Source organism: Arthrobacter sp. ZGTC412, from assembly GCF_002929215.1.
GTDB lineage: Bacteria > Actinomycetota > Actinomycetes > Actinomycetales > Micrococcaceae > Arthrobacter.
This window is the reverse complement of the sequence record NZ_PJII01000026.1, coordinates 22,944-49,042: the sequence shown is the minus strand read 5'-3', so window position 1 is coordinate 49,042 and position 26,099 is coordinate 22,944. Positions and strand designations below refer to the sequence as shown.

The 26,099-nt window shown below is 65.9% G+C and carries 24 protein-coding genes; 11 read left to right on the top strand and 13 right to left on the bottom strand.

The window, feature by feature from the left end; translation table 11 throughout:
* Positions 1-432, top strand: coding sequence for a hypothetical protein (locus CXQ88_RS20275; protein WP_104045928.1), 432 nt, complete (start codon positions 1-3; stop codon positions 430-432).
* 49 nt (positions 433-481) lie between these two features.
* Here CXQ88_RS20275 and CXQ88_RS20270 read toward each other — a convergent pair whose 3' ends face one another.
* A complete protein-coding gene (locus tag CXQ88_RS20270) occupies positions 482-1,795 on the bottom strand; it encodes a cell division protein PerM (RefSeq protein WP_104045926.1) in 1,314 nt (437 codons plus the stop codon).
* Between the two features lie 156 nt (positions 1,796-1,951).
* On the opposite strand from CXQ88_RS20270, the gene CXQ88_RS20265 reads away from it, so the two are divergent.
* Positions 1,952-2,413 carry a DUF4383 domain-containing protein gene (locus CXQ88_RS20265; protein ID WP_104045925.1) on the top strand — a complete coding sequence of 154 codons (462 nt, stop codon included), beginning with the start codon at positions 1,952-1,954 and terminating at the stop codon, positions 2,411-2,413.
* A gap of 284 nt (positions 2,414-2,697) precedes the next feature.
* Here the strand turns inward: CXQ88_RS20265 and CXQ88_RS20260 are convergent, their stop codons facing one another.
* The 6 genes from CXQ88_RS20260 to CXQ88_RS20235 form a co-directional block, all read right to left on the bottom strand.
* Positions 2,698-3,567, bottom strand: coding sequence for a DUF2382 domain-containing protein (locus tag CXQ88_RS20260; RefSeq protein ID WP_104045924.1), 870 nt, complete (start codon positions 3,565-3,567; stop codon positions 2,698-2,700).
* A 231-nt stretch (positions 3,568-3,798) separates the two neighbouring features.
* Positions 3,799-5,250: an L-fucose/L-arabinose isomerase family protein gene (locus CXQ88_RS20255; protein WP_104045923.1), complete on the bottom strand. Its 1,452-nt coding sequence runs from the start codon at positions 5,248-5,250 to the stop codon at positions 3,799-3,801.
* Between the two features lie 86 nt (positions 5,251-5,336).
* Positions 5,337-6,395 carry a rhamnose ABC transporter substrate-binding protein gene (gene rhaS, locus CXQ88_RS20250; protein WP_104045922.1) on the bottom strand — a complete coding sequence of 353 codons (1,059 nt, stop codon included), beginning with the start codon at positions 6,393-6,395 and terminating at the stop codon, positions 5,337-5,339.
* Between the two features lie 44 nt (positions 6,396-6,439).
* Positions 6,440-7,525, bottom strand: a complete 1,086-nt coding sequence (locus tag CXQ88_RS20245) for an ABC transporter permease (RefSeq protein WP_104045921.1) — start codon at positions 7,523-7,525, stop codon at positions 6,440-6,442.
* Positions 7,518-8,567, bottom strand: coding sequence for an ABC transporter permease (locus tag CXQ88_RS20240; RefSeq protein WP_104045919.1), 1,050 nt, complete (start codon positions 8,565-8,567; stop codon positions 7,518-7,520). Before CXQ88_RS20240 ends, CXQ88_RS20245 begins: the two co-directional genes overlap by 8 nt.
* Complete coding sequence (locus CXQ88_RS20235; protein WP_104045918.1) at positions 8,564-10,114, bottom strand: sugar ABC transporter ATP-binding protein; 1,551 nt, start codon at positions 10,112-10,114, stop codon at positions 8,564-8,566. The genes CXQ88_RS20240 and CXQ88_RS20235 overlap by 4 nt, the downstream gene beginning before the upstream one ends.
* A 237-nt stretch (positions 10,115-10,351) precedes the next feature.
* Here CXQ88_RS20235 and CXQ88_RS20230 point away from each other — a divergent pair, with 237 nt between their 5' ends.
* Both CXQ88_RS20230 and CXQ88_RS20225 read left to right on the top strand, forming a co-directional pair.
* Positions 10,352-11,524 carry a glycosyltransferase family 4 protein gene (locus CXQ88_RS20230; protein WP_219816364.1) on the top strand — a complete coding sequence of 391 codons (1,173 nt, stop codon included), beginning with the start codon at positions 10,352-10,354 and terminating at the stop codon, positions 11,522-11,524.
* Positions 11,521-12,900: a UDP-glucose dehydrogenase family protein gene (locus tag CXQ88_RS20225; protein WP_104045942.1), complete on the top strand. Its 1,380-nt coding sequence runs from the start codon at positions 11,521-11,523 to the stop codon at positions 12,898-12,900. Before CXQ88_RS20230 ends, CXQ88_RS20225 begins: the two co-directional genes overlap by 4 nt.
* On the opposite strand, the gene CXQ88_RS20220 is transcribed toward CXQ88_RS20225, so the two are convergent.
* On the bottom strand, positions 12,897-13,763 hold the full coding sequence (locus CXQ88_RS20220; RefSeq protein WP_104045917.1) for an HAD hydrolase family protein: 867 nt from the start codon (positions 13,761-13,763) through the stop codon (positions 12,897-12,899). The two genes, CXQ88_RS20225 and CXQ88_RS20220, sit on opposite strands and share 4 nt — an antisense overlap.
* 237 nt (positions 13,764-14,000) lie before the next feature.
* On the opposite strand from CXQ88_RS20220, the gene CXQ88_RS20215 reads away from it, so the two are divergent.
* Together CXQ88_RS20215 and CXQ88_RS20210 are read left to right on the top strand one after the other, a co-directional pair.
* Positions 14,001-14,270 (top strand): GlsB/YeaQ/YmgE family stress response membrane protein, encoded by a 270-nt coding sequence (locus CXQ88_RS20215; RefSeq protein WP_104045915.1) that lies wholly within the window; start codon positions 14,001-14,003, stop codon positions 14,268-14,270.
* Positions 14,271-14,444: 174 nt separating this feature from the next.
* On the top strand, positions 14,445-16,592 hold the full coding sequence (locus CXQ88_RS20210) for a putative bifunctional diguanylate cyclase/phosphodiesterase (protein WP_104045914.1): 2,148 nt from the start codon (positions 14,445-14,447) through the stop codon (positions 16,590-16,592).
* Positions 16,593-16,620: 28 nt separating this feature from the next.
* On the opposite strand, the gene CXQ88_RS20205 is transcribed toward CXQ88_RS20210, so the two are convergent.
* Positions 16,621-17,040 (bottom strand): hypothetical protein, encoded by a 420-nt coding sequence (locus CXQ88_RS20205; RefSeq protein WP_104045912.1) that lies wholly within the window; start codon positions 17,038-17,040, stop codon positions 16,621-16,623.
* 231 nt (positions 17,041-17,271) lie between these two features.
* Between CXQ88_RS20205 and CXQ88_RS20200 the strand changes: the two genes are divergently transcribed.
* Entirely contained in the window at positions 17,272-17,823 is a 552-nt protein-coding gene (locus CXQ88_RS20200; protein ID WP_104045941.1) for a dihydrofolate reductase family protein, read from the top strand.
* Between the two features lie 3 nt (positions 17,824-17,826).
* On the opposite strand, the gene CXQ88_RS20195 is transcribed toward CXQ88_RS20200, so the two are convergent.
* Entirely contained in the window at positions 17,827-19,242 is a 1,416-nt protein-coding gene (locus tag CXQ88_RS20195) for an aminotransferase-like domain-containing protein (RefSeq protein ID WP_104045911.1), read from the bottom strand.
* On the opposite strand from CXQ88_RS20195, the gene CXQ88_RS20190 reads away from it, so the two are divergent.
* Together CXQ88_RS20190 and CXQ88_RS20185 are read left to right on the top strand one after the other, a co-directional pair.
* A complete protein-coding gene (locus CXQ88_RS20190; RefSeq protein ID WP_104045910.1) occupies positions 19,241-20,236 on the top strand; it encodes a DMT family transporter in 996 nt (331 codons plus the stop codon). The two genes, CXQ88_RS20195 and CXQ88_RS20190, sit on opposite strands and share 2 nt — an antisense overlap.
* Positions 20,237-20,240: 4 nt before the next feature.
* Positions 20,241-20,882 (top strand): FMN-binding negative transcriptional regulator, encoded by a 642-nt coding sequence (locus CXQ88_RS20185; RefSeq protein ID WP_104045909.1) that lies wholly within the window; start codon positions 20,241-20,243, stop codon positions 20,880-20,882.
* Here CXQ88_RS20185 and CXQ88_RS20180 read toward each other — a convergent pair.
* Entirely contained in the window at positions 20,866-21,690 is an 825-nt protein-coding gene (locus CXQ88_RS20180; RefSeq protein WP_104045907.1) for an SDR family NAD(P)-dependent oxidoreductase, read from the bottom strand. The two genes, CXQ88_RS20185 and CXQ88_RS20180, sit on opposite strands and share 17 nt — an antisense overlap.
* Before the next feature lie 179 nt (positions 21,691-21,869).
* On the opposite strand from CXQ88_RS20180, the gene CXQ88_RS20175 reads away from it, so the two are divergent.
* On the top strand, positions 21,870-22,256 hold the full coding sequence (locus tag CXQ88_RS20175; protein ID WP_104045906.1) for a TfoX/Sxy family protein: 387 nt from the start codon (positions 21,870-21,872) through the stop codon (positions 22,254-22,256).
* An 85-nt stretch (positions 22,257-22,341) separates the two neighbouring features.
* Positions 22,342-23,925, top strand: coding sequence for an alkaline phosphatase D family protein (locus CXQ88_RS20170; RefSeq protein WP_104045905.1), 1,584 nt, complete (start codon positions 22,342-22,344; stop codon positions 23,923-23,925).
* A 76-nt stretch (positions 23,926-24,001) separates the two neighbouring features.
* Here the strand turns inward: CXQ88_RS20170 and CXQ88_RS20165 are convergent, their stop codons facing one another.
* Complete coding sequence (locus CXQ88_RS20165; protein WP_104045904.1) at positions 24,002-25,405, bottom strand: GntP family permease; 1,404 nt, start codon at positions 25,403-25,405, stop codon at positions 24,002-24,004.
* A 50-nt stretch (positions 25,406-25,455) separates the two neighbouring features.
* A complete protein-coding gene (locus CXQ88_RS20160) occupies positions 25,456-25,992 on the bottom strand; it encodes a gluconokinase (protein ID WP_104045903.1) in 537 nt (178 codons plus the stop codon).
* Positions 25,993-26,099: the final 107 nt, after the last annotated feature.

Genomic DNA, 26,099 nt, shown 5'->3' with positions numbered 1-26,099 from the left:
ATGAACACCACACCGGAACCGGCTGGGCGGCAGCGCACAAAACAGCCGCTCAGCGAGGCAGCAAAGGCCTCGCTCGCCAAGACCCACACCCTGTTCCGGATCTTCGTGGTGACCGTACTGGGGGCGTTCTTTGTCTACCAGCTGGACGTCAGCTACCTCTGGCTCACAGCACTCCTGACCGCCGCCAGCATTGCCCTGGGCGTGGTGCTCCTGGTCCGGGCGGCACGGCTGAAGGAGTCCCGCCTTGTCCTTATCGGCACCATATCGGGTCTCGTGGTGTCCGCGATCATGGTCCTGCTGATCTTGGTCACATCGCTGTTCTTCAATGAAGTGCGCGAGTACCAGGCGTGTGTTGGACGGGCGCTGACGGACCAGGCGCAGTCCGCGTGCCGGGTGCAGCTGGAAGGATCGCTGCCCTCGCAGCTCCCCTAGGGCCATGAAGCTCCCCTAAGGGCAGCCCAAAGACGCCAGCTCCGGCAAACTACCGGACCAGTTCGGCGTCCGCTTCCGTTGCTGCGTGCTCCCGTTCCAGCCAGGGTCCCGCCGCGTAGCCGATGACGACGCCGGCACCCACTTCCGCTGCCACCCAGACTCCCGTCCAGAACGGGTCGGGTCCGATGTCAGTGAGGCGTCCGATTCCGGCCGAGCCGCGTGCCAGCCACGCCAGGCAGGCGGTCAGCAGCCCGGCAGCCAGTCCACAGAGCACGCCGAGCACCAGGGTTGAAACTGTGGCCGTGAACCAGCGGGCGCGGATCTTGATGGCGAGCCACTCGTCGAAGTGGTTTTCCCCTTCGCGGAGGAACCACCAGCCGGCCAGGACTCCGGCCAGCACCGGGACGATCAAGGCAACGAAGGCGTACTCCAAGGGGCCGGACGGGATGGCGGCGAGTACCGGCACGGAAGGCAGTGGACCGACGGCGGTGCCCAGCGGGCCCAGCTGGGATCCGACGCCCATGGCGAGCCCGGAACCCGATGTCCAGGCCAACGCAAAGACGACGAGGTTGGGCAGGAAGCCCAGCTGCGCAATGGTGAGGGCGGCACCTCCCACCGCGCCGGCGTCGAGCGCTTCATAGACCGCAACCACCAGGTTCCAGTGGATGAACAGATCAACAGCCAGCAGCACCGCGGCCAGCGAGAGGGCCGAAAGCACGGCCACAAAACCGGCCTTCGCCGCAGAGGCGAGGTAGGACCCCGCCCACCGGGAGTGCTGGCTGGTCCGGAAAATCCAGTCCACGGCGTCGACGCCGATCAGCCGGCTCCAGGAACCCGCCTCACGCCGCGCGCCGATCACCATGCCCAGGGCGTAGGGAATGAGGGGAATGTACATCGCATGCCAGGCATTGATGCCGACGTCGGGCGTGCGGCAAATGAAGCCTGTTGCCGCTCCGAAGGCCGAGTACACCACCCAGGACCCGAGGAGTGCTTGCCAGAGCTGATCCGTATAGGAGGCCCGGGCCAGCCGCCGGCCTGCGCGCCAAGCCAGCAGGAAAGGGATCAAGGTCAGGCCAAGCGGAACAAGCGTGAGCAGCCCCGCCCCGGAAGCGGTGGCTGCATTCGAACCTGCGGCAGTAAGTTCCAGGGGCACGCCATGGACCAGCAGCCAGGACTGCCCGGCAAGGCGCGCAAGGAAGTCGACGGCGCCGTCCTGGAATCCGGCGGTAGCCCAGACAGCAAGAATCGGAGCAAGCACCACCAGTGCCGAGATCATGGCTGCCTGGGCCGTTTCGAGGGCACCCTGCAGCCACAAGGGCATGGGAAGGCCACGGTCTCCGGTCTGATCAGCGCGCAGTTTCATCGTTGTCCATGGTGTCACGGTGCTGCGGCCAGGCCCGTGACCGACAGGCACAACCCCGGAGCTGCCTGCACGTTCAATAGGGCCTTGCACCGGCGCTTTTCGTATGGGTCCGCCGTAAAATTTAACCGTCCACAGTTAGTGGTTGGAGGCAAAAGAATGACTACCGCATCCCCTCATGCACACGGCGTTCACTTTGGACGGGCAGACATCCAGAACGTGGGTATGGGCCTGGGAATTGTTTTGATGCTGGTGGGCGTCCTGGGCTTCATCCCCGGCGTCACCACGCAGTACAGCGAACTGATGTTCCTCGGACCGGCTTCGCATGCCATGTTCCTTGGGCTGTTCCAGGTGTCCATGCTGCTCAACATTGTGCAACTGGCAATCGGTGCAACCGGCTGGGCTATGTCCCGCACAGAACATGGAGCACGGAACTTCCTTCTGGGAGCCGGTGCGCTGTACATCGTCCTGGCTATCTTCGGGCTCATTGTCGGAGTGGATTCGGCGGCCAATTTCCTGTCGCTGAACATGATGGACAACTGGACCCACCTGGTGCTGGGCATCGTGATGATTGTTGCCGGCTGGCTGTTCTCGAGGAATATGACGGCCGACAGGACATAGCCCGGAATCCGTAACCCGGGAAACAGGAGCCGCGAATGAGAAAAGAACCTTAAGTTCTGAAGATATTCGTCCTACTGGCTGGTGCAGTCGCCGCTTCCTGCGTGGCTGCACCAGCATCTCCGCGGCCCGCCCGCACCAGCAGCAGGCTGGCCCGGCAAGTTGGAAAGTTCCGCATGCACCACGACGCCGGGAGCCCCCAAGTGGACTCCCGGCGTCGTTTGCTGCGCGGTTGCGTCAGCGCCGGTCCGTTCAGCGGCGCTTCAGCAGCACACTAGCGGCGAGGATCAGCGGCGCGTGCCTTCGACGCCGTCGCCATCAGCTTCGATGTGCTCCTTGCGGACTTCCTCAGTGACCGTTACGTCTTCCTGCACAACGTCCTTGTCCAGGCGGACGCGCTCTACCGGGACCGCTTCCTTCTGCACCACGGGGCGCTCCTCGTGCAGGATCACCTCGTGCTCTTCTTCGCTGATGTCCGGACCGTCAAGGGCCGCGCCGCGGTTGGCGTCCGTGATGGGCTCCCGCTCCAGGCGGACCTCTTCGCGCTGCACAGGAACCGTCGTGGTGACGTTTTCCGTGGTGACGTACTTCCGGAGCCTGGCCCGGCCGGCAGCTTCGCGCTCGGTGCCGACGCGGAGCTGCTCCTCCGAGCGGGTCATGGCGTCATCGGTGGTGGGACCGGAGGTGTCGTGGCCCACCGTGTCGCGGTCGGAGGAGTAGCCTGCGGTGCCGGTGCCGGTGCCGGAGGCGTAGCCAGCGGTGCCTGCGTTGGGCGTGCCGGCGTTCAGGTCGGAGTCACCCTGCAGGTCCACGTCGTTCTTGCTGTCCGAGTAGGTCTGGGCACCGCGCTCGTAGTATGCGTACAGCCGGTCCTCTTCCTCAGGGGTGAGGTGGCCGTCGACGTCGACGCGCGGGGCGTCCTTGACGTGCTCCTTGCTGAATGGCACAACCAGGTCGTCGCCCTGGTTGTGCGCGCCTTCAACGGGGACAAAGGACTGGGAAGACCCGAAAAGTCCCGTCTTGACGGTGACCCATGTGGGCTCGCCCGTGTCGTCGTCTGCGTACAGCTGGCCGATCGAGCCGATCTTCTCGCCATCGGAACCGATGACGTTGCCGCCCTTGTGGAGCAGGCCTTCAATGTTTTCCCTGTTGAGCATGACGTCTCCTTGGATGTGTCGTTGCGCTGGGCATTAGCTAGCAATTGGATGTTCCGGCACCGGTTGTCCGGTACTCGGCCTCCGCCCCCTCTGCTGAAGGCTGTGCGCTAGCTGCCCCCATACCGTAAGCATGCTTAGCATCAAAAGGAAAGCCTGCTTAGTAAATTTTTTTCGTGCCGGAGCCCCGACCACCCGTTCACCAGCAGCTTTGCCCGGAAAAAATTTACGGCTTCACCGGAGTGACACATGGCGGTGTTCGAGGCCTAAAAGGGATGCGGCAGCCTTGATGTCGGCCGCGCGGTGTCCCAAGCACAGGGCCCAGTGGTGGCCGGTTCCGGTCTGGCTCCACTGGTCAACCCACAGGCCGGGGTTGCCGCCGAAGTCCACGCGTGAGGTGGTGTTTCCGATGGCCAGCAGCGGGCCCGGAACCACTTCCCCTTCCGACGTGACGAAGACGTAGCTGCCACCGGGGTCCTGGCCAACAGCGAAGGTGGTGACCGGCCCGGGCTGGACGTCGAACTCCACCGAGACCCCCCAGCCGCGCTTGCCGTGATAGATGCCGAGGCCGCGCAGGAGCGGATCTTTTGAGGAGACGGCAAGGTGCGCGGGCCCGTCGTGCCCCATTTCCACCACGTTGTCGAAAAAGTTGAGGGCCTGGATTTCAGTAAAGGAACCGCCGGCGCCGATGGCCTGGGCTGCCAGCATGGCGATGGAGGTCCGCAGCTCGTACTCGCCCGCCATGGGAATTCCGCGTGCGGTGAGGATAGAGGAGCCCAGGATCATCCCGGCGCCCAGCCGCTCGTGCTGTTCCCCTGCAAGTCCCCGGTGGTAGTAGGCCACCGAGTCCAGGTCGAAGTCCGCCACAAGCCGGTCCAGGCCCACCGAGACCCTGGCACCCCAAGCGAAGTCGTCGTCATTGACGGACTCATCGAGCAAAAACAGCTCCCGTGCCAGCGCAAGCCGCTCGGACACCTCGGCGTCGGTCACCGCCTTGACGCGCTCACGCAGGTCGTCGAACTCAAGCACTTCCACGTGCGATCCGAAGGTGGTGGAGACGGTGGTAAGGTCGGTGGCTACGTCCAGCATGCCCGGATACAGGTGCCCCATCAGGCCGTGCCGCGCGTTCCGAAGCCTGGCGCGAACGCCCGCGGCGTGGACCCACTGGTTGATCCGTTCCCAGGCGGATTCCTGCTTCAAATGCCCCGAGACGGACCGAAAGTCGATCCCCGCGCGGCGGAAGACGTTCGCTACCTCCGGCACCGGGCATTGGCCGCAGTAGGCGAGCCAGGCGCCCGTATCAAAGTTCGCGTGGTCCATCGCCTCCGTGGGCTGGAGATCGATCACCAGCACCGGACTTCCGGAGCGCTGTGCCACGGGCAGAACCATGGAGGAGGTCAGGTACGTGGCCAGGAAGATGACGATCAGATCGCAGTCAGCCTGCCGAAGCTTCTCCCCCGCCGCAACGGCCTGGGTGGCATCAGAGATGAATCCTGCATCCACCACCTCCGCGTCCAGCTCCTTGAAGCGCGAGGTGACGTACCGGGCTGATTCCTCCAGCTGCGGCAGGAGTCCGGGGAACTGGGGCCAGTAGGCACCCAGCCCTCCGGAAACCAGGCCGATCCGGGTGGGCCGGCGCCGGTGGGGCTCCAACAGGGTTTCAGCGTTCCTCGTGGTGGGCGACATGCTGACCTTTCATTCCTGAGGCTTGATCCACCGCCAAGCACGGAAGGCCGGGCGGACAGGGCCCGCCCGGCCTGCGCCGTGCCGTGCTAGAAGTCGTACTGGTCGATGTTCTGGGCATTGAAGACGGTCGGCGGGCCAACAATCACCACGCCGCCTTCTTCAACCGTCCGGTCGCCCAGCTCCCCTGCGGTGAATTTGTCGCCCGGGGCGCCGGTGATCTTTCCTTCCACCAGGGCCTTGCCGGCGAATGCCGCGACGTATCCGAGCTGGGCGGGATCCCAGAGCGCAAACTCCTTGACGGTGCCGTCCTTGACGAACGGCCGCATCTCGTTGGGCAGCCCCAGCCCGGTCAGCGCCACCTTGCCCTTGTACGCCGAGGTGGAAAGGTACCGGGCGGTGGCGGCGATACCAACGGTGGTGGGCGAAATGATGCCCTTCAGGTTCGGGTGTGCCTGCAGCAGGCCCTGCGCTTCCTGGAACGACTTGGTGTCGTCGTCGTCGCCGTAGACCTTTGCCACCAGCTTGATGTCCTTGTAGGCCGGGTTGGAGGCCAGATCCTCCTCCATGAACTTGATCCACTCGTTCTGGTTGGTGGCGTTTGCCGTGGCGGACAGGATGGCGATTTCACCGGAACCGCCGATCTGCTCCGCGATCAGCTTCGTCTGGATCAGGGCCACTTCCTTGGCCACCACCTGGCTGATGAACACATCACGGCAGTCGGGGTTGGCGTCGGAGTCGAACGCGACGATCTTGGCACCGGCTGAGCGGGCCTCGCCCAAAGCCGTGCAGACGGCGTCGGGATCGTTGGCGGCGATAACGATGACGTTGGTGCCGGCCTGGGTTTCGGCGTTGATAAACGAGACCTGGCTGGAGGCCGACGCTTCGAGGGGGCCCACCACCTGGGAGGAAGCAAACCCTGCTTCCTGCGAGCCGTCCTTACCGCCGCCGAGGACGACGTCGGTGTATGGGTTGTTGAGCTGTTTGGGGATGAACGTGATCTTCTGCTCCTGCACCGCGGCGGAGGTCTCCCCCGTTGTTCCGGAGCCTCCGCCGCAGGCCGTCAGGGCCATGGCTGCGGCCGCCGTGATGGCCATCAGCGGGGCCAGTTGCGCTCGTCTGCCGGTGTTTTTTCGGTTCAACATCATTGTTTTTCCTTTTCCCTGGGTTGTGGGTTAGCGGCGCGCTCGGTTTAGGGCGTGTTCCGGCTGAAGCTCTGCCGGACCCGCCGGTTGTGCTGCCATTCCCGGATGGCGGCGCCAATGCTTGGTGCCACGACGGAGAAGATGAGCAGCAGGCCGGTCACGGTGATGAGGACGACGTCGGACACCCGCCCCAGGCGCAGGGCATAGTTCAGGCTGCCGATCAGCAGGACACCGGCAACCACGCCGGGAATGGTGCCCTTGCCGCCAAAGATGGAGACACCGCCGAGGAGCACGGCAGCGATGACGGCCAGTTCCAGCCCTGAGGCGTTGTCGCTCCGGGCACTGGTGTAACGCAGCGTCCAGTAGATCCCGGCCAGGGCTGAGACCGCGCCGGAGGCAACATACAGCCAGAACTTGCTGCGCGCCACGTTGATGCCCACGAAGTTGGCCGCCTCCTTGCTGTAGCCCATCGCGTACAGCCCGCGTCCGAACGGCGTGAAATGGAGCAGGATGCCGAAGAACACCATGATGAGTACGACGCCGATCATCACCGTGGGGATGCCGGTGGCTCCGAGCTTGGAGGTGAAGAAGGCTGTCAGGGGGCGGGGGAAGTTGGCTACCGCATTGTCCCCGATGACCACCAGCGCAAGGCCGCGGAAAAGCGCGAGCGTGCCGATGGTGACGGCCAGCGAGGGCAGGCCGAGGACAGCGATCAGGAAGCCGTTGAACATGCCGGCCGCTATTCCCGCCACTAGGCAGAGAACAAGTACGAGCCAGATATCCAGGCCGGCCGCCCAGAGTACACCCATCAGGGCGCTGGTCAGCCCCGCGATGCTCGCCACTGAAAGGTCGATTTCTCCGGTGACAATGATGAGCGTCATGGGCATCGCGATCAGCAGGACCGGGATGACATCCAGCAGCAGGAAGCCCGTGGTCACGGGCGAGGCAAAGCGCGGAATGGCGATTGCGGCGTAGATCAGGAAGGCCAGGAGTGCATAGATAGTGATGGCGTCACGGCCGGCCAGGATCCGCGCAGCCCCCGTCCGGCCCTTCGGCTCGGTAGCCAGCGGCTTGGTGCTGTCGGCAACTGGCACGGCTGCGGGGGTGCTGCTGGGAGTGGTGGTCTCAGACATTCCGCGCCTCGCTCATCCGCAGTTTCCTGGCTGTTCGTAGGCTGGCCAGGCGGTCAATAACGATGGCCGTGAGGATCAGGATGCCCACGATGGCCTGCTGCCAGAACTTGTCCACCCGGAGGGCTGTCAGGGAACTGGTGATGGTGGTCAGCAGCAGGGCTCCGAGGGCCGCGCCGGCAACCGTCCCGCTGCCCCCGAAAATCGCAACCCCGCCCACCACCGCGGCGGCCACCACATCGAGCTCCATCCCGGTCCCGGTGGTGGCGCCGACCGAGTTGAAGCGGCTGGCGTAGAGCACCCCGGCCAGGCCGGCGAGCGCTCCGTTGGCCAGGAAGGCCAGGAACACCCGCTTGGACACTTTGATGCCGAGGACCTTCGCCGCTTCCGGGTCCGAGCCGATGGCGTACAGGTCCCGGCCGGGACGGGTGCCCGCCATGTACACCGCAACTGCCGCCACCACAGCTATGGCCAGCAGGGTGATGATCGGGAAGCCCAGCACGGTGTCCACGGACAGGGCTCCAAAGGCCTCCGGCCGGTCCCCGGCAAAGTACTGCTTGCCGCCGGCCCAGGCGTTGTTGAAGCCGCGGAATACATACAGGGTGCCCAGGGTGATGACCAGGGCCGGCACCTTGGCCACCGTGACCAGGAAGCCGTTGACCATCCCAAGCACGGCGCCGAAAGCCATCCCGAGGAGCAGGACCGCCAGGATGGGAAGGTCAGGCATTGCGGCGAAAATCGATCCTGTGCCGAAAGCCACCAGGCCCAGCATGGAGCCGACCGACAAGTCGATGTTCCGCGTGATGATGAGCAGGGTCTGCCCGGCCGCCAGGATAACGATGATGGTGGCGTTGAGGAGCAGGTCTTTGATTCCCTGCGGGGAGAGGAACAGCGGATTGTTGAGGAATGTGATCAGCACCAGCAGCGCCAGCGCGATCAGGACGGGGAGTTCACGCAGCCGCAGCAACGAGCCGAACCCGCCGCTGCCGCCGCCGGTGCGGCCCGCCGTCGTGGGTTTTTCCTCGTGCTTGACGGTGGAACTCATTCCGTAACTCCTGTCGGGGAGGTTGCCGCGTGCATCACCGATTCGGGGTCCGCGTCCGCCCTGTCCAGCTGGGCGGTGATCCGGCCCTCGCGCATCACGAGGACACGGTCTGCCATCCCCAGGACCTCCGGAAGCTCGGAGGAAATCATCAGGATGGCGATGCCGCGGCCGGCCAGGTCGGAGATGAGGCGGTGCACCTCGCTCTTGGTGCCCACGTCGATGCCGCGCGTCGGTTCGTCGATGATGAGCAGCTTCGGGTCTGTTGCCAGCCACTTGGCCAGCACCACCTTTTGCTGGTTGCCGCCGGAGAGCGTGGAGACGGCGTGCTCCTGGGAGCCTGCCTTGACCTGCAGGCGCTTGCTCCACTCCTTCGCGGCAGCACGTTCCTTGCCGCCGTTGATCAGCCCGGCCGTCACAAACTTGTTCCGTAAAGTGAGCGTCACGTTCCGTGCCACCGACAGGTTCATCACCAGGCCCTGCTTGCGCCGGTCCTCCGGGACAAAGCCGAGGCCGGCGGCGATGGCGGCCTGGGGGTTCCGCGCCTTCAGCGGCTTTCCCTCCACCCGGATCTGCCCCGAGTCATAGGGGTCGATGCCAAATACTGCGCGGGCCACCTCGGTCCTGCCGGCGCCCACCAGGCCCGCGAGGGCAACGATTTCACCGGCACGGACCTCAAAGCTGATGTCCCGGAAAACCCCCGACCTGCTGAGCCCGTCAACTTCCAGGACCGTGTGGCTGATCTCCGCCTCGGCCTTGGGGAACAGCGTTCCGATGTCCCGGCCCACCATTTCGCGGACGATCTTTTCCACAGTGACTTCGGCCGTCAGGTGTGTTGCGATGTAGCGGCCGTCCCGCATCACGGTGATCCGGTCGCAGAGATCAAAAACCTCATCAAAACGGTGTGAGATAAACAGGATTCCAGTCCCCTTGTCCCGCAACGCTCGGGCCACGGCAAAGAGCCTGTCCACTTCCACCCCGCTGAGCGCGGCGGTGGGTTCGTCCATGACCAGTACCTTGGCGTCGAGCGAGATGGCCTTGGCGATCTCGATGATCTGCTGGTCCGCAATGGAAAGCCCCTCCGCAACGCGGGATGGATCAATGGGCACGCCCAGCCGCTCGAACAGTTCAGTGGCCTGCCGCCTCATCTCGGGACGGCTGATCAGGCGGGACCGGCCTTTCGGTTGCCGGCCGATGAAAATGTTTTCTGCCACCGTGAGGTCCGGGAACAGCGTGGGCTCCTGGTAGATGACGGAGATTCCGGCGGCCTTGCTCTCCGCCACGCTCCGGAAGTGGACGGGCTCACCGCTGAGCCTGAAGTCCCCCGAGTCCGGATGGTAAAGCCCCGCGAGGATCTTCACGAGGGTGGACTTCCCGGCGCCGTTCTCCCCCACGAGCGCGTGGATTTCCCCGGCCCGGATTTCCACCGTACCGTCCGCCAGGGCCACTACGGGACCGAAGGTCTTGGCAGCCCCGGTCAGCGAGAGCACCGGCCCGCCCTGCTGGATCCCTTGTCCGGGCTCGGGAGGATTACTGCGATCTTGCTGCATAAATGAACCGCGTCTCTGAGGTTTATGCTTCGCTAATGAATCGTTTCACAACATCCACGTGCTCTGAATCATAAAGCCGTCCAAATAGCAGGGTCAATAGAATTCACCGCTGCCGCAGCATTCGTGATTGATCCGTGTTCCAAGAGTGCCGGCCGCAGTGCTGTTGTTTCCCAAACCTTTCCCCCGCCGTCACATCCGGTCCCCCGCGCGGCAACACCGGGCGCCCACCGTGGAGGGGTGAGGATCGCAATTGTTGCTGAATCATTCCTGCCACTGATGAATGGCGTAACGCATTCCATCCTGCGTGTGCTGGAGCACCTGGAGGACCGGGGCGACGAGGTCCTGGTCATCGCGCCCTCCACGCTGGACGGGGAAGCTCCGGACCGTGTCAGGGGCGCCGAGATCCACCGGCTGCCTGCTGTTCCGCTGGCCGGTTACACAAACGTCCGGGTGGCGATGGGCGGTGTGTACCGGGTCAAGCGAATCCTTGCCGACTACGCACCGGACGTCGTCCACCTGGCCTCGCCGTTCGTCCTCGGCTGGCGGGCCGCACAGGCGGCCCACCAACTGGGCATCCCCACCGTGGCCATTTACCAGACCGAAGTTCCGAGCTACGCGGCACGGTACGGCGTGCCGTTCCTGGAGAACTGGGCCTGGAACCGCGTGGAGAACATCCACCTGCTCGCCACCCGCACCCTGGTGCCTTCCACGTTCGCGCTGAACCAGTTGCGCGGCCGCGGCATCCCGAGGGTGGAGATGTGGCGAAGAGGTGTGGATACGGCAAGGTTTTCGCCGGAAAAGCGCGACGACGGGTGGCGGACTTCAGTGGCCCCCGGCGGTGAGCGGATTATCGGCTACGTAGGCAGGCTGGCCGTGGAGAAGCAGGTGGAGGACCTGGCCGCCCTGGCCGGAATTCCCAACACCAGGCTGGTGATTGTGGGCGACGGACCCCAGCGGGCGGTACTCGAGGAAGCCTTGCCGGACGCAGTGTTCACCGGGTTCCTGGGCGGCGAGGAACTGGCACGCGCGGTGGCGTCCTTTGACCTGTTCGTCCATCCCGGCGAGTTCGAAACGTTCTGCCAGACCATCCAGGAGGCCATGGCGTCGGGTGTGCCGGTGGTGGCCACGGGCCGCGGCGGGCCACTGGACCTGGTGGAGAACTCCCGGACGGGATGGCTCTACGAACCCGGGGATCTGTCCGGAATGCGCTCCCACGTCCTGGATCTGATGGGCGACGACGCCAAGCGCCGCGCGTTCGCCGCAACGGCTCATGCGTCGGTGCAGGACAAAACGTGGTCGGCCCTCTGCGCACAGCTGCTCCGCCACTACGAACAGGTGACGGCGCTGGGCCCACGCCCGCCGGGTTCCCTGGCCGAGCCTGCGAGGTTAGGGCGCGGGTGGGGATCATGAAAGTCTCCGTGATCGGCTGCGGCTACCTTGGCGCTGTGCACGCCGCCACCCTGGCCTCCATGGGCCACACAGTGGTGGGCATCGACGTCGACCCCGGCAAGGTGGAGCAGCTGGCACGCGGCGCGGCACCCTTCCACGAACCCGGGCTGGACGAACTGCTGCAGGACGGGCTGGCCACCGGCAGGCTCACTTTCGCCACGACGCCGGCTGCCGCCAAGGGCGCGCAGGTGCACTTCCTGTGCGTGGGCACGCCGCAGCACAAAACGTCCGACGCGGCCGACCTCACCTACCTGGTCTCCGCCGCGGAGGCGCTGCTGCCGCACCTGGCGGCAGGCGCCGTCGTCGTCGGAAAATCCACGGTGCCGGTGGGCACCGTGGACATGCTCCGCGGCGTGCTGGCCGCACGGCCGGACGTGCTGCTGGGCTGGAACCCCGAGTTCCTCCGGCAGGGCACCGCAGTGAAGGATTCCCTGGTGCCGGACCGGCTGGTCTACGGCGTGGACGGCGGACGTGCCGCTGCGTTCAACCTCCGGACCGAAGCGGCCCTCGGCGTGACGGCCGCTTTGGACGCCGTCTACGAGCCGCTGCTCGCGGCCGGGATTCCGCGGCTGGTCTGCAACTTCGCCACCGCAGAACTCATCAAGTCAGCGGCGAACGCCTACCTGGCCACCAAAGTCAGCTTCATCAACGCCATGGCGGAACTCTGCGACGCGTCAGGCGCGGACGTGGCGGAACTGAGCGAGGCAATGGGCATGGACCCGCGGATTGGCGGGCGGTACCTGCATGCCGGGCTCGGGTTCGGCGGCGGCTGCCTGCCCAAGGACATCCGCAGCTTTCGGTCCCAGGCCTCAGCCCTCGGCGTCGCCGCAGTCGATGACTGGATGCGGCTGGTGGATTCCGTGAACCTGGGCCAGCGCGAGCGCACCGTCAGCCTTGCCGCGGAGCTCTGCGGCGGCAGCCTGGCCGGGCGCTCGCTGACAGTGCTGGGCGCGTCGTTCAAGCCGGACACGGACGACATCCGGGACTCTCCCGCCCTTGACGTTGCCGACCGGCTCGCCGCTGCAGGCGCGCACGTCACCGTCACCGATCCCAAGGCGGTGAACCACGCCTGGCGGCGCTACCCGCGCCTCCGGTTCGAGGCTTCCACCGAGCGGGCGCTCGAAGGCGCCGAACTGGTGTTGCTCCTCACCGAATGGGACGAGTACCGCGGCCTCTCCCCGGCCGCTACAGGCGGGCTGGTACGACGGCGGGTGGTGCTGGACGCGCGGAACGCGCTGGACGCCGTGGCCTGGCAGGCGGCGGGCTGGGTTGTGCGCGGCCTTGGAACAGGAAGCTGCGAGGTGCAGGCTTTGGAGAGCTCCGTCCCCCAGCGTTAGTTCAGGAGGCCGAGCCCGGCAAAGGCGAGCGCCACGCCGTTGCCGGCCGGGCCGGGCGTGAACCTGTCGGCCACCGCCAGCACCTTGGGGTGGCCGTCCTCCACCGCAATGCCGATGCCCGCGTACTCGAGCATCTCGATGTCATTTGCGCTGTCGCCAATGGCCACGATGTCTTCCCGCTTCAGGCCCAGGCGCTTCTCCACCACCTGGATGCCCACCGCTTTGTGGGTTCCGGCCATGAAGATCTCCCCCGCGGTGTCGCCCAGCGCGGACAGCGAACTTGGGATGAGCCCCACGTCCGGGCCGAGCCCGGCCATCAGCCGGGTCAGCGGAACCGGGGAGTCAAAGCACGAGATCTTCGCGAAGGACGCGTGCCGCAGGTCGTCGCTGTACTGCACCGGACCCAGGATGTCCTCTACCGGATCGACATCAGTGCTGAGAACGCCGTCGTGCCCAGACCTGCCGGCGAACACGGGCGTGAGCACCCGCCGCAGGCGCTCGTCCACACCGGTTCTTCCGTGCAGCGCTTCCGGCGCCTCAAGGATGTACGCAACGTCGTGGGCGTCCAGCGTGTCCACAATGCGTGCCGCCAGGTCCTGGCTGAACCGCGTGTCCTTCAGTACCTCCCCGTCCAGCTCCACCCGGGCACCCGCACCGGTAATCACGCCGTCAAACCCTGCTCCCAGAATGTGTTCGGGAACCATGGAGAGCGGCCGGCCGGTGCAGACAAAGACCAGGTGGCCCTGGCGCCGCACCGCGCGAACGGCCTCGACGTGGGCGTCCGGAACCACTCCGTGGTCTGCGTAGGTGCCGTCAATATCGAGGAAGATGGCGCGTGGCCGGTCGGTCTGCTGGCTGGACATGCCGGGGCTCCTAGGTAGGTGACAGGGACATTCAACTCTATCGAAGGGGCGTTAACTTCGACGGATTCCCGGGTTTCGCCGCTGCCTCCGCGGCCCTGCCATAGCGCGTATTCCCGCTGGCCAAACTGACAGTCATCCCGTGATATTCAGGGTCTTGAAGTGTAGTAAGCACACTGCTTGAATTATGGAACCGGAAATGGGGGCCCGGCACAACTTAACTAATTAAGGAGTGACAGCATGGGCATTCTAGGATTTCTCATTTTGGGCCTGATCGCCGGAGCTATTGCGAAGGCCATCCTGCCGGGCCGTCAGGGCGGAGGCTGGGTAATCACCATGGTCCTCGGCGTTGTGGGCGCCATTTTGGGCGGCTGGATCGGCTCGCTGATTTTCGGTGGCGGGCTGGCTGAATTCTTCGATATCCGCACCTGGCTCCTGGCAATTCTGGGGGCGATTATCGTACTGCTTGTTTACGGCGCCGTCACCAACCGCAGCCACGGCCGCGCGTAGCCGCCACACAAATTTCCTAAGGGCCAGGCGCCGTTCTCCGCATGCGGAGAACGGCGCCTTCGCTTGCCCTCCCACCGGCAGGTCTCCGGCGTTTCCACCGCTGCGGTGAAACTGCTTCCGCTGTAGCCATCAATTTCCTGCATCGGCACTTTATGCTGTGCGAGGGGGTGTGACATGGCTAAACCGCAAAGCGACAGCAAAAGTTCTACGGCGTGGGCATTTGGCGCAGTGCTGGACGCCAGCCCCGATGCACTCCTCGCACTGGCAGCGGACGGCACCATCATCATGGCCAATGCCGCCGCCGAGAGGCTTTTCGGGGCCAGCCGGGAGGAACTGACGGGCCGGAACCATCGCACGCTGCTTGCGGAGGGCTTCCGCGACGAGGTGGACCGGCTCTTCCGGCTGCTCCTGGCACAGCCCGGAAGACACCCGCAGCCGCAGGAGGTTTACGGGGTGCACGGCAACGGAACCGAGTTCTCGGCGGAGGTGGCCGCATCACTGGTCCCGGACTCTGGCCCCGAAAACCCGGGCGGCACCCAATCGGCCCTGCTGCTGTCCGTCCGCGGCACCTCACACCGGAAGGCGGCGGACGACGACCTGCGCGAAGCGATGTCCCTGCTGACGGCCACCTTGGAATCCACGGCCGACGGAATTCTGGTGATGAGCACCGAGGGGCACGTGGCCGGGTACAACGATCAGTTCGTGACTATGTGGAATATCCCGCCGGAGCTTATGGAAGGCGACACCGAGGAACCCGTCATGCGGCTCGTCGTCGCACAGTTGGTTGATCCCGTTGCGTTTATGGGCAGGATCGGCGAGTTGGAGGACAACCCGGCGGCGGAAAGTCACGACGTGCTGGACTTTAAGGACGGCCGTACGTTCGAGCGGTATTCGCGCCCCCAACGGGTGGGCGAGAAGATCGTTGGCCGGGTGTGGAGTTTCCGGGATGTGACTCCCCGGCGCAAAGCGCAGGAGCAGGCGCACCAGGCGATGCTCGACCTCGCCGCGCAAGCGGAGAAGTTGCGCACCATGGCCTTCCAGGATCCGCTGACCGGGTTGGCCAACAGGGCCGTCTTTAACGACGGACTGGCGGAAGCAGTCACAGAGCCGCGGCTGAAAGCGGTGGACGTCCTCCTTCTGGACTTGGACGATTTCAAGGAAGTCAATGACGTCCTTGGGCACCAGGCCGGCGACGAGCTGCTGATCGAGGTGGCACGCCGGCTGCGGGGCTGCGTATCCACCGCGGATGTGGTGGCCAGGCTCGGCGGTGATGAATTCGTGGTGCTGCTGACTGCCTGCCCGGACGCCGATGCGATTGCCGCCTGCATTGTCCGCTGCCTGCATGTGCCCGTGACCATCAGCGGCACCGTGCTCCGGCCAAGCCTCAGCCTGGGGCTCGCGTCCCTCGGCCAGGAGAATGTGGGGGCCTCCGAGCTGCTGCGGCAGGCGGACATCGCCATGTACGCCGCCAAGGCCGCCGGGAAGAACCGCTTCCTGAGGTTCCACCCGGAAATGATGGCGGCCCTGGTTCAGCGCACGGACATGGAAAGCGGGCTGCAACTGGCCGTATCGCGGGGCGAGATCACGGTGGACTTCCAGCCGATTGTCTCGCACCGCATGGGCCAGGTTGTTAAGTTCGAGGCGCTGGCGAGGTGGGACAGGGACGGCGAGCGCGTCCCGCCGTCGGTATTTATCCCGCTGGCTGAACGCACTGGCCTGATCGGTGAGATCGGCGCTGAGGTGATGGCCCTTGGCATGGTGCAGCTGGCGCCGTGGCTCAGTGAGGACCCGTCCCGGTCCCTGTCCGTGAACGTCTCCGGCGTCCAGCTGCTGGAACCGGATTTCGCGGATATGGTTCTCCGCCTCGCCGAAGCCAGCGGCGTGGCCCCATACCAGTTGGTGCTGGAGGTGACCGAAAGTGTATTTTTTGACGCCGACTGCAGCCTGATCAAACAGCTCAGCACGCTGCGGGACGCGGGAGCCCGGGTTGCCTTGGATGACTTCGGCACCGGCTATTCCTCGCTGGGCCGGCTGCAGGATCTGCCGGTGGACACGGTGAAGATCGACAAGACGTTCGTTTCGATGGTCCGCACCGGCGCCGAGCGGCTGCCCATCCTCAGCTCAATGATCAATATGGCCCACAGCCTGGGGCTGACGGTGACCGCCGAAGGTGTGGAGACGGCCGCGCAGGCTGACTACCTGACCGCACTGGAGTGCGATTCGCTGCAGGGGTATCTGTTCTCGCTGCCGGAGCCCGGCGAGCGGCTGGAGTTCGCCCTGCACCACGCAGAGGTAGCCCTCAACTCGCTGAAGGGGCGGTAGGGTTTCTGCCCAAGTCCCCGTACCGGAGCTACGCGGCCTGCTTGCGTCCTGCCTGCTTCACGTTCTTCGCCGGCGCGGCGGGTGCGGCCTGCTGTGCCGGGGACGGCGTGCTGACGGGGGCGGCGGCGGCCTGTTCTGGTTCGGGTGCAGGCTCAACATAAGCTGCTTCCGTGTCCTGGGCTTCCTCAAAGGCATCGGCTGCTTGGGCGGCGCGGTTGCGCTGCCAGCGCCGGACCAGGTCGACGGCGGCCCAGGCGCCGGCCAGCGGGGTGAGGACCGCGGCTCCGTAGACGAACAGCATCCAGGTGAGGGTGGTCAGCGGGGGCTGGTTGTTGTGCAGGAGGGACAGTCCGCCCAGGAGGCCCACGGCCCAGAAAAGGACCACTGCGGTGAGCACCGCGGCGGCCGGAAAATACTGGTTGGACACGATCTTTTTTAGGGTTTCCATGTACTTCCTCCTGCCTGGCCGGGGCACGGCAACAGCCGCTCAAGACAAGTATGGCGCTGCCTGGGCGAGAATTCCGGCAACACGCAGGGGCTGGTGACGAACCTAACGTTCAGCGGTCCCGCTGGTCAACTCAACTGCCCCTTCCCTGCCGGTGACACACCTAATACCGTGGTGCTGTCCGGCCCTTGAGCCGGCTCATTCATGGTGTTCGCACCCAGCCTGGAGGTCCTTATGCGTAAAGTCACTGCCGGCCTGTTCCACTCCGTCGACGGCGTCGTCTCAGATCCCTACAAGTTCCAGTTCGACAGCTTCGATGACGAGCTTGGTGTGGGCCTGACCAGGATGATGGAAACGGTTGACACGGTGGTGCTGGGCCGCGTGAGCTACCAGGAGTGGGCTGCTTACTGGCCAAACGCCTCGGTGGACGAGGACTTCGCCGGCTTCATCAACCCGGTGGAGAAGTTCGTTGTTTCCCGGTCGCTGAAGGATCCGCTGGAATGGCAGAATTCGCAGCTGATGGATGCGCCGCTGGAAGAGTTCGTGGGCAAGCTGAAGGAGCGCGGCGGCGGCGAGATCGCCGTGTGCGGCAGCATCTCGGTAACCCGGCAGCTGCTGTTCGCCGGGCTGCTTGATTCCCTCACGCTGATGACCCACCCCGTGGTGGCCGGCACTGGCCGCCGCCTCTTCGAGGACGGCGACCCCACCACCCGGCTCGTCCTGGAGGACCAGTACCGGACAAGCAAAGGCAATGTGATCAGCACCTACGCGCGGCTGGGCGGGTAGCGCTCAGCCGGACGCGTTCCGTTTCAGCACCTCCCCGATGATCCGGGCGCCCTCGGGGAAGGCGCCCGGGTTCGTCCCCGAGTAGTTGAGCCGGATGAAGGGACCCGCCGGTTCGGCCGGGAACCACTCGTTGCCGCCCGCAATAATCACCCCGGCGGTTTCACACTCCCGGGTGAGCCGCGCGAGGTCCGTTCCGTCCGGCAGCCGCACCCACACGTTCAGCCCGCCCTTGGGCACCTGCACCAGGTGGGCGGCCGGTGCGTGCTCGCGCAGGCTGGTGACCAACAGGTCGCGGCGCGATTCGAGCTGGTGGCGGAGGCTGCGAAGGTGCGTCTGCCACCCAGGCTGAGTGACGACGTCGAGCGCGGCTGCCTGCAGCAGGCCGCTGACGTACATCGACTCGGCTGCCCGGTCCGCGAGGATGCGCTCCCGCGCCGGGCCACGGGCAATCAGCGCCGCCACGCGGATCGAAGGCGACACGCTCTTGGTCAGCGAGCGCAGGTACACCACGTGGCCCGAGTCGTCGCGGGAAGCGACAGGGACGGGGTCGGAGGAGATGCCGAAGTCGTGTGCCCAGTCGTCCTCCACCAGAAACGCGCCCTGCGCACGCACCACATCGAGGACCTGGTCACGCCGCTCCGCCGACCACTGCGCCCCCGTGGGGTTCGCGTAATTGGGCTGTGCATAAAAGACCCGCGCTCCGGACTCCTCAAACGCCCGCGTGAGTTCCGCCGGGTCCGGCCCGTCGGGGCCGCTGGGCACCGGAACCACGTGCACGCCCGCCTGCGCCGCCGCGAGAATCGCGCCCCAGTACGTCGGCGACTCCAGCAGCAGCGGCTGCCCCCTGCCCACCAGCGCGCTGAAGATGGAGCTCAGGCCGCTCTGGCTGCCGGGGAGTACGACGACGTCGCTTGGGTTCGGCGGTGTGGTCCCGGCCGGCGTGGACGCACCGAGCTCATGTGCGAACCACGACTGCAGTTCCGGGAGGCCGGCCGCGGGCGGGCGGGACAGCGCGGCTTCCCCGCGGGCGGCGCGGGTAAGGGCGGCCCGCGCCAGCCGTTCGGGCAACAGCTCACGGGCCGGGTAGCCGGAGTGGAAGGAAATGGCATCTAGCGGTACGTCGCGCATGGTGGACGACGCCGGTGGCAGCGCCGCCAGCGGTGAGCGCAGGGCTGCCGTCTGCCAGCCGTAATCGGAGGGCTTCGCGGTCCTGGCAGCGAGTACAAACGTCCCGACGCCGGGCCTGCTCTCGATCAGGCCCTGCGAAGTGAGTGCCTGCAGGGCCTTCTGCACCGTCACCGGACTGGCCTGGTACTCAGCCACGAGGGAACGGGTGGATGGCAGCTTCGCACCGGGCGCGGCCGCAGCCACCCATGTTTTCAGGTGCGCCACAATCTTTGAACTGCTATCGTTGTTCATGAGAGATAATAGTAGCGCTACTCCTTCTCGGCGCACAGTGGTACCGCAGCCGCAAGCGTCCGGAGTATGGCTGGGCCTGGTCGGCGTCGCGGCCTTCTCGTTTACCGTTCCGTTCACGAAGGTGGCGGTGGCGAGCCTGTCGCCGCTGTTCATCGGCTCCGGCCGCGCGGTAGTGGCTGCGGTGCTGGCGGCCTTCGCCCTGGCACTCACCCGGCAGCGGCTCCCCCGCGGGACGCAATGGGCACGCCTCGCCGTAGTGGCCGCCGGCGTCGTGATTGGCTTTCCGCTACTGACGTCCTTTGCCCTGACCGCCACTCCCGCCAGTCACGGCGCAGTGGTTATCGCCTTGCTGCCGGCTGCTACCGCAACGGCAGCGGTGCTCCGCGGGCGGGAGCGGCCCCCGCTGGCCTTCTGGCTGATCACTACCGTCGGCGCCCTCGCCGCCCTTGTCTTTGCCTCGATGCAGCCCGAAGGGTTCGGGCAGTTGCACTGGGCGGACCTGCTGCTGCTCGGCGCCGTAGGAGCAGCCGCGGTGGGCTATGCCGAAGGTGGCCTGCTGGCCCGCGAGCTCGGCGCGTGGCAGACCGTTTCCTGGGCGCTGATCCTTGCATCCCCGCTGATGCTCGCCCTGACGGCGGTCTCCGTCGCCCAGCAACCGCCGTCCGCCGGCCCCGCGCAGTGGGCCGCATTCGCGTACCTCGGTGTGGTGAGCATGTTCCTGGGATTCTTCGCCTGGTACCGCGGCCTCGCCATCGGACCCATCGCCTCGGTCAGCCAGATCCAGCTCATCCAGCCGGTGCTGACCCTCTGTTGGGCGGCGCTCCTGCTGGGCGAGACCCTGGCGTGGTCCACCATCGTCGGCGGCCTGGCGGTCATCCTCTGCGCGGGCGCCGCCGTCCGGGTCCGGCTCAAACCTGCCGCTGCGCCCCCAGCACCGGATGCTCCGCAGTCCGCGCCCCATCCCGACCAAGACCTCCAGCCAGTGAAGGACTAACACCATGTACGTTCCGGCCCACTTCGCCGCCAGCCCCGCAGCTCTCCGCGACCTGCTCACCCGCCCGGGCGCGGCAAACCTGGTCACTATGACATCGCAAGGCCTGCTGGCCACGCTCCTGCCCTTTGTCTACGATCCCGGCGCCGGTGACCACGGCGCGTTGCTGGGACACCTGGCGCGGAACAACCCGCAGTGGTCTGAACCCGCCGTCGGGGAAGCGCTGGCCATTGTCCAGGGCGCAGACGCGTACGTTTCACCGTCCTGGTACGAGTCGAAAACCGAGCACGGCCGGGTTGTGCCCACGTGGAACTACACCGCCGCGCACGTGTACGGGCGGCTGGTCGTCCATGATGATCCGGCCTGGCTTTCCCACCAGGTACGGCAGCTCACCGGCAAGCACGAAGCCGGGTTTGGCCACCCGTGGCGCGTGGACGATGCCCCCGAGCGCTACATCGCCGGCCAGCTGCGGGCCATCGTGGGCGTCGAAGTGGTGATTACCAGGATCGAGGCGAAGGCCAAGCTGAGCCAGAACCGGCCCCAGGCAGACATCGACGGAGTGGTGGCCGGGCTCAACGCTACCGGGCACCCGGAAGTTGCCGCCGACGTCGAGCGCGTGCGCTGCCCGATGCCTACGAAATCGCCTTAACCAGCTCTGCGCTCTTCTCCCACAGCCCGCGCGCCAACTCGGCGTCGTACGCCTGGGGGTTGGCCTTGGCCATGGCGCGCTTGGTGTAGAAGGCTCCGGAGAACCAGTCCTTGCCCGGCGTGCCGTTGACGAGCCAGAGCAAGGTGTCGGCGCCCTGGTCCGGGGTGAGCATAAAGCGGTTGAGCACGGTTTTGTAGGCATGGCGGAACGGGCTGGTGGACTCTGCCGCGAAGTTGGTGCGGACCACGCCCGGGTGGAACGCCGCCGTCGTAATACCCTGATCCGCGTAGCGGCGGTCCAGTTCGGCGGTGAAGAGGATGTTGGCCAGCTTGCCGGTGCCGTAGGCGCGGTTGGTGGAGTAGCTGCGCTCGGCGGTGAGGTCGGACAGGTCCAGTTTGCCGAAGCCATTGGCGGCGCTGGACGTGTTGACCACCTTGGCGTTGCTGGCGGTGAGGGTGTCCATCAGCAGCGTGGTGAGCAGGAATGGCGCCAGGTGGTTGATCTGGAACGTGGACTCGTTGCCGTCCACGGTGAGCGCGTGCTTGCCCATGATGCCGCCGGCGTTGTTGGCCAGGACGTCGATCCGCGGGTAGTCGGACTTCAGCTGCGCGGCGAGCGCGCGGACCTGCTCGAGCTCGGAGAAGTCGCTGACAAAGTAGTCGGCGTTGAGCTCCTTGGCGATGGTCCGGGTCTTCTCTTCGGAACGGCCGACGACCACCACCTGCTCCCCTGCCTTCGCCAGCGTCCGCGCGGCTGCTGCGCCAATGCCGTCGCTGGCGCCGGTAATCACGATGGTGCGAGGAGTCAAGGGATGTCCTTTGGTCGGGGAAGGGTTTAGGGCTCGGGTGGAGCGCACTGCCTCTGGCACAACGATGGCGGCACCCCGGGTGTTCCCTGCCGCACCTGCCTGGGTACCCCCCTCTGTACCGCCAGCCCCGCGACGGCATATCCTGCACACACCAGCCACAAGCCCCGGGAGGAACCACCATGGAGATGCCAAAAGCGTCGGACGAGGACAAAGAACGCTTCCGATCACTGGTTCCAAATCAACCGGATGTCACGGTCAAGCCGATGTTCGGCAACCTGGGGGCGTTCGTGAACGGCAACATGTTTGCCGGACTGTTCGGGTCCACCATCGGGATCAAACTCTCCCCCGAGGACCGGGAGGAACTTGAAACCGCGGAACGGACGGTCCCCTTCGGGCCTCCCGAGCGCGCGATGGCCGGCTACACCGGCCTCCCGGAAATGTGGAACGAGGAGGGCGACGGCGACGATGCGCGGGCGAAAGCCTGGATCCGTAAGGCCTTTGACTACGTAGCGAAGCTTCCGCCGAAAGAGCCGAAGCCCGCTAAATCCCGGGCAGTAAAGAAGTAGCCTGCGACTGTTCTTGTCACGCAGTTAACCAGCCATTCATAGTCTCCTCAGGACCTGTCCAACCGGCCTCCCTACGGTCGAACGCATGGACAACATCTCACGCAGATCCCTGATTTCCGCCGGCCTCGGGGCCGGTCTCGTCGCCGCCCTCCCGGGTGCCGCCGTCGCCACCTCCATTGCGGACGACGCCGGCCTCCGCACCGACCCCTTCCTTCTAGGCGTCGCCTCCGGCGAGCCGTGGCCGGACGGCTTCGTTATCTGGACCCGCCTCGCGCTGAATCCCCTGGCCGAGGACGGCCTGGGCGGGATGCCCGCACGCAAGGTCCCGGTGGCCTGGGAGGTCGCCGAAGACGCCAACATGCGCACCGTAGTAGCCCGCGGCGTCGAACATGCCCGAATCGAAACCGCACACTCCGTGCACGTGGAGCTCAAGGGCCTGAAGCCGGGCCGCGAGTACTTCTACCGGTTCCGCAGCGGCCGCCACATCAGCCAGGTGGGCCGCACGCTCACCGCCCCCGCACGGCACGAGACACCTGCCGCGCTGGCCATGGCCTTCGCGAGCTGCTCGCAGTACGAGCACGGCTACTTCACCGCCTACACCCGCCTGGCCCAGGACCACCCGGACCTGGTGCTGCACCTCGGCGACTACCTTTACGAGTACAAAAAGGACAGCTACGTGATCGGCGGCGGCAACCCGCGCGACCACCAGGGCCCAGAGACCACTACGCTGCAGGGCTACCGGCAGCGGCACGCCCAGTACAAGTCCGACGCCGACCTCCAGGCTGCGCACGCCATCGCGCCATGGCTGGTGGTGTGGGATGACCACGAGGTGGACAACAACTGGGCGGACGAGGTTCCCGAGAACCGGGACGCCAACCAGCTCAACGACACCACCGAGCGTTTCCGTCAGCGCCGTGCCGCCGCGTTCCAGGCCTACTACGAGAACATGCCACTGCGCGCGTCTTCTGTGCCGGCCGGGTTCGACATGAAGATCTACCGCACCATCCAGTGGGGCCAGCTGGCCAACTTCCACATGATGGATACCAGGCAGTACCGCGACGACCAGCTCGCCGGTGACGGCTGGCGGAAGAACGTGGCCGAGCGCCTGGCCGAGGACCGCACCATCACCGGCGCCGAGCAGGAAAAGTGGCTGCTGGACGGGTTCAAGAACTCCACCCAGCGCTGGGACATCCTGGGCCAGCAGGTGTTCTTCGCCGAGCGTGACCGGGCGCAGGCCCTCGAGGTGGACGACGTCTCCATGGACGGCTGGGACGGCTACGCCTCCTCCCGCCGCCGCATCACCCAGGGCTGGGTGGACGCGAACGTGCGCAACGCCGTCGTCCTCACCGGCGACGTGCACCGCAACTGGGCCAACGACCTCAAGGTGGACTACAGGGACCCTGCCTCACCGGTGGTCGGCTCGGAACTCGTGTGCACGTCGATCACCTCCACCGGCAACGGCACCGGCTCCACTACGGATCCGACCATGGCGTGGAACCCGCACCTGAAGTTCTACAACGATTCGCGCGGCTACGTGAACACGAAGATCACCAACGACGCGATGACAGCCGACTTCCGCGTGCTGGACCAGGTCACGACGCCGGGCTCCCCCGTCAGGACCCTCGCCTCGTTCCGAATCCAGGACGGCACACCGGGGCTGCAGGCGTAGGTCGGCCGGCACCTTAAAAGTAAGTAGCGCCAAGTGTCGTTTTGATGGACACTTGGCGCTACTTAGTTGGGGGAAACTAGCCCGCCAGGCCGGCGAGCAGGAAGATCACGGCGGCGATGGCGAAGCCCATCACACCGATGAGGGTTTCCATCACGGTCCAGGTCTTCAATGTCGTCTTGACGTCCATGCCGAAGAAGCGGCCCACCAGCCAGAAGCCGGAGTCGTTGACGTGGGAGACCACCACGGAGCCGGCGGCCACAGCGATCACCAGCGCGGCAACCTGCATCCCGTTCAGGCCGGCCAGCGCAACAGCCGGGGCGATGAGGCCGGCGGTGGTGGTCAAGGCCACCGTGGCAGAGCCCTGGGCGATACGCAGGATGGCGGAGATCAGGAAGCCGGCCAGGATCAGCGGGATGCCCAGGTCGCCCAGGACATCGGCCAGTGCGGCGCCGATGCCGGAGGTGCGCAGGACGCCGCCGAACATGCCGCCTGCACCTGTGATGAGGATGACGGAGCAGACCGGGCCCAGGGAGGACTCGAGCAGTTTTTCGATGGCGCCGGCGTCTGTTCCCCGGCGCTTGCCCAGGACGAACACGGCCACCAGGACGGCGATCAGCAGGGCAACGGGGGTTTCACCGATGGTGCGGAGGATCTGGTACCACTGTTCGTCCTTGACACCCTCGGGCAGGACGTTGGAGGAGGCCAGCGTGTTCAGGCCGGTGTTCATGAAGATCAGGAGAAGCGGCAGGAGCAGCAGGCCCACGATGGTGCGGAAACGCGGGGGGTGTGACTCGGCTTCGGCGCTGGCGTGGCCCAGCAGTTCCGGCACGGGCAGGACCAGCTTCTTGCCGGTGTAGAGGCCGAAGAGGTAGGCCGTGACGTACCAGGTGGGGATGGCGACGATGAGGCCGGCAATCATCACAAGGCCGATATTGGCTTCGAAGAAGGCGGCGGCAGAGACCGGGCCCGGGTGCGGCGGCAGGAAGATGTGCATCACGGAGAACGCGCCGGCTGCGGGCAGGCCGTAGCGGAGCACTCCCCCGCCCAGCCGGTGGGCGACGGCGAAGACGACGGGCAGCATAACTACCAGGCCGGCGTCGAAGAAGATGGGGAAGCCGAAGATCAGGGACGCGAGGCCCAGCGCGAACGGGGCCCGTTTTTCGCCGAAGACGCCGATCAGGTAGTCGGCCAGGACCTTGGCGCCGCCGCTGGTTTCGACGATGCGGCCGAGCATCGCACCCAGGCCGACGAGGAGGGCCACAGTGCCCAGTGTTGTACCGAAGCCGTTGATCAGCACCGGCACCACTTGGTTGGCGGGGATTCCGGTTGCAAAAGCAGTGGCGAGGCTGATGACGATCAAGGCGACCAACGCGTGCATCCGCAGCTTGATGATGAGGAACAGCAGCGCGGCAATCGCGGCCGCAGCGATGAGCAGCAGGGGGCCTGCTCCCAGCGTTTGGGTCCATCCTTCGATGACCATGGTTCTCCTTTGAAACAGAAATTATTGGGGATTAGGGAGGCGAAAAGTGCTTAGGATGCGTGGTCAGGAGGGAGCTGCAGCGCGGCGATGATGGTCTTGACCAGCTCTTCCGGGGACTTGGAAATGTCCAGGCGGAGGCTGCCTGCGGCCAGTTCCTCGTCACTCAGTGGTTCGAGCGTGGCCAGCTGGCTGGGAAGGAGCGTGGGCGGCATAAAGTGGCCTTCACGGCCCTGCATGCGCTGGCCGATCAGGTCCGCCTCGCCGTGAAGGTGAAGGAACAGGACCCGGCCCTCCGCCCGGGCCAGCAGCTGCCGGTAGCTCTGCTTGAGGGCTGAGCACGTAAGAACCGTGCTGTGGCCGGCCTGAGCCTTTGCGGTCATCCAGTTTTGGATTTCCTGCAGCCACGGCCAGCGGTCCTCGTCCTGCAGCGGGATGCCCTGGCTCATCTTTTGGATGTTGGCCTGCGGGTGGAATTCGTCCGCTTCGGCGCAGGCCCAGCCAAGCTGCTGGGAGAGTGCTGCCGCAATGGTGGACTTGCCGGAACCGGCAACGCCCATCACCACCAGGTGCGTGGCTGGGTACTGCATGTTTTACCTCCGAAGAAGACGCCGTTGGCTTAGTGAAGAAAGCTCGTTTGCGCAGCTTCAGGAAGTGCGCTGGAGATAAGGTATCACCATTTACCTCCATAGATACT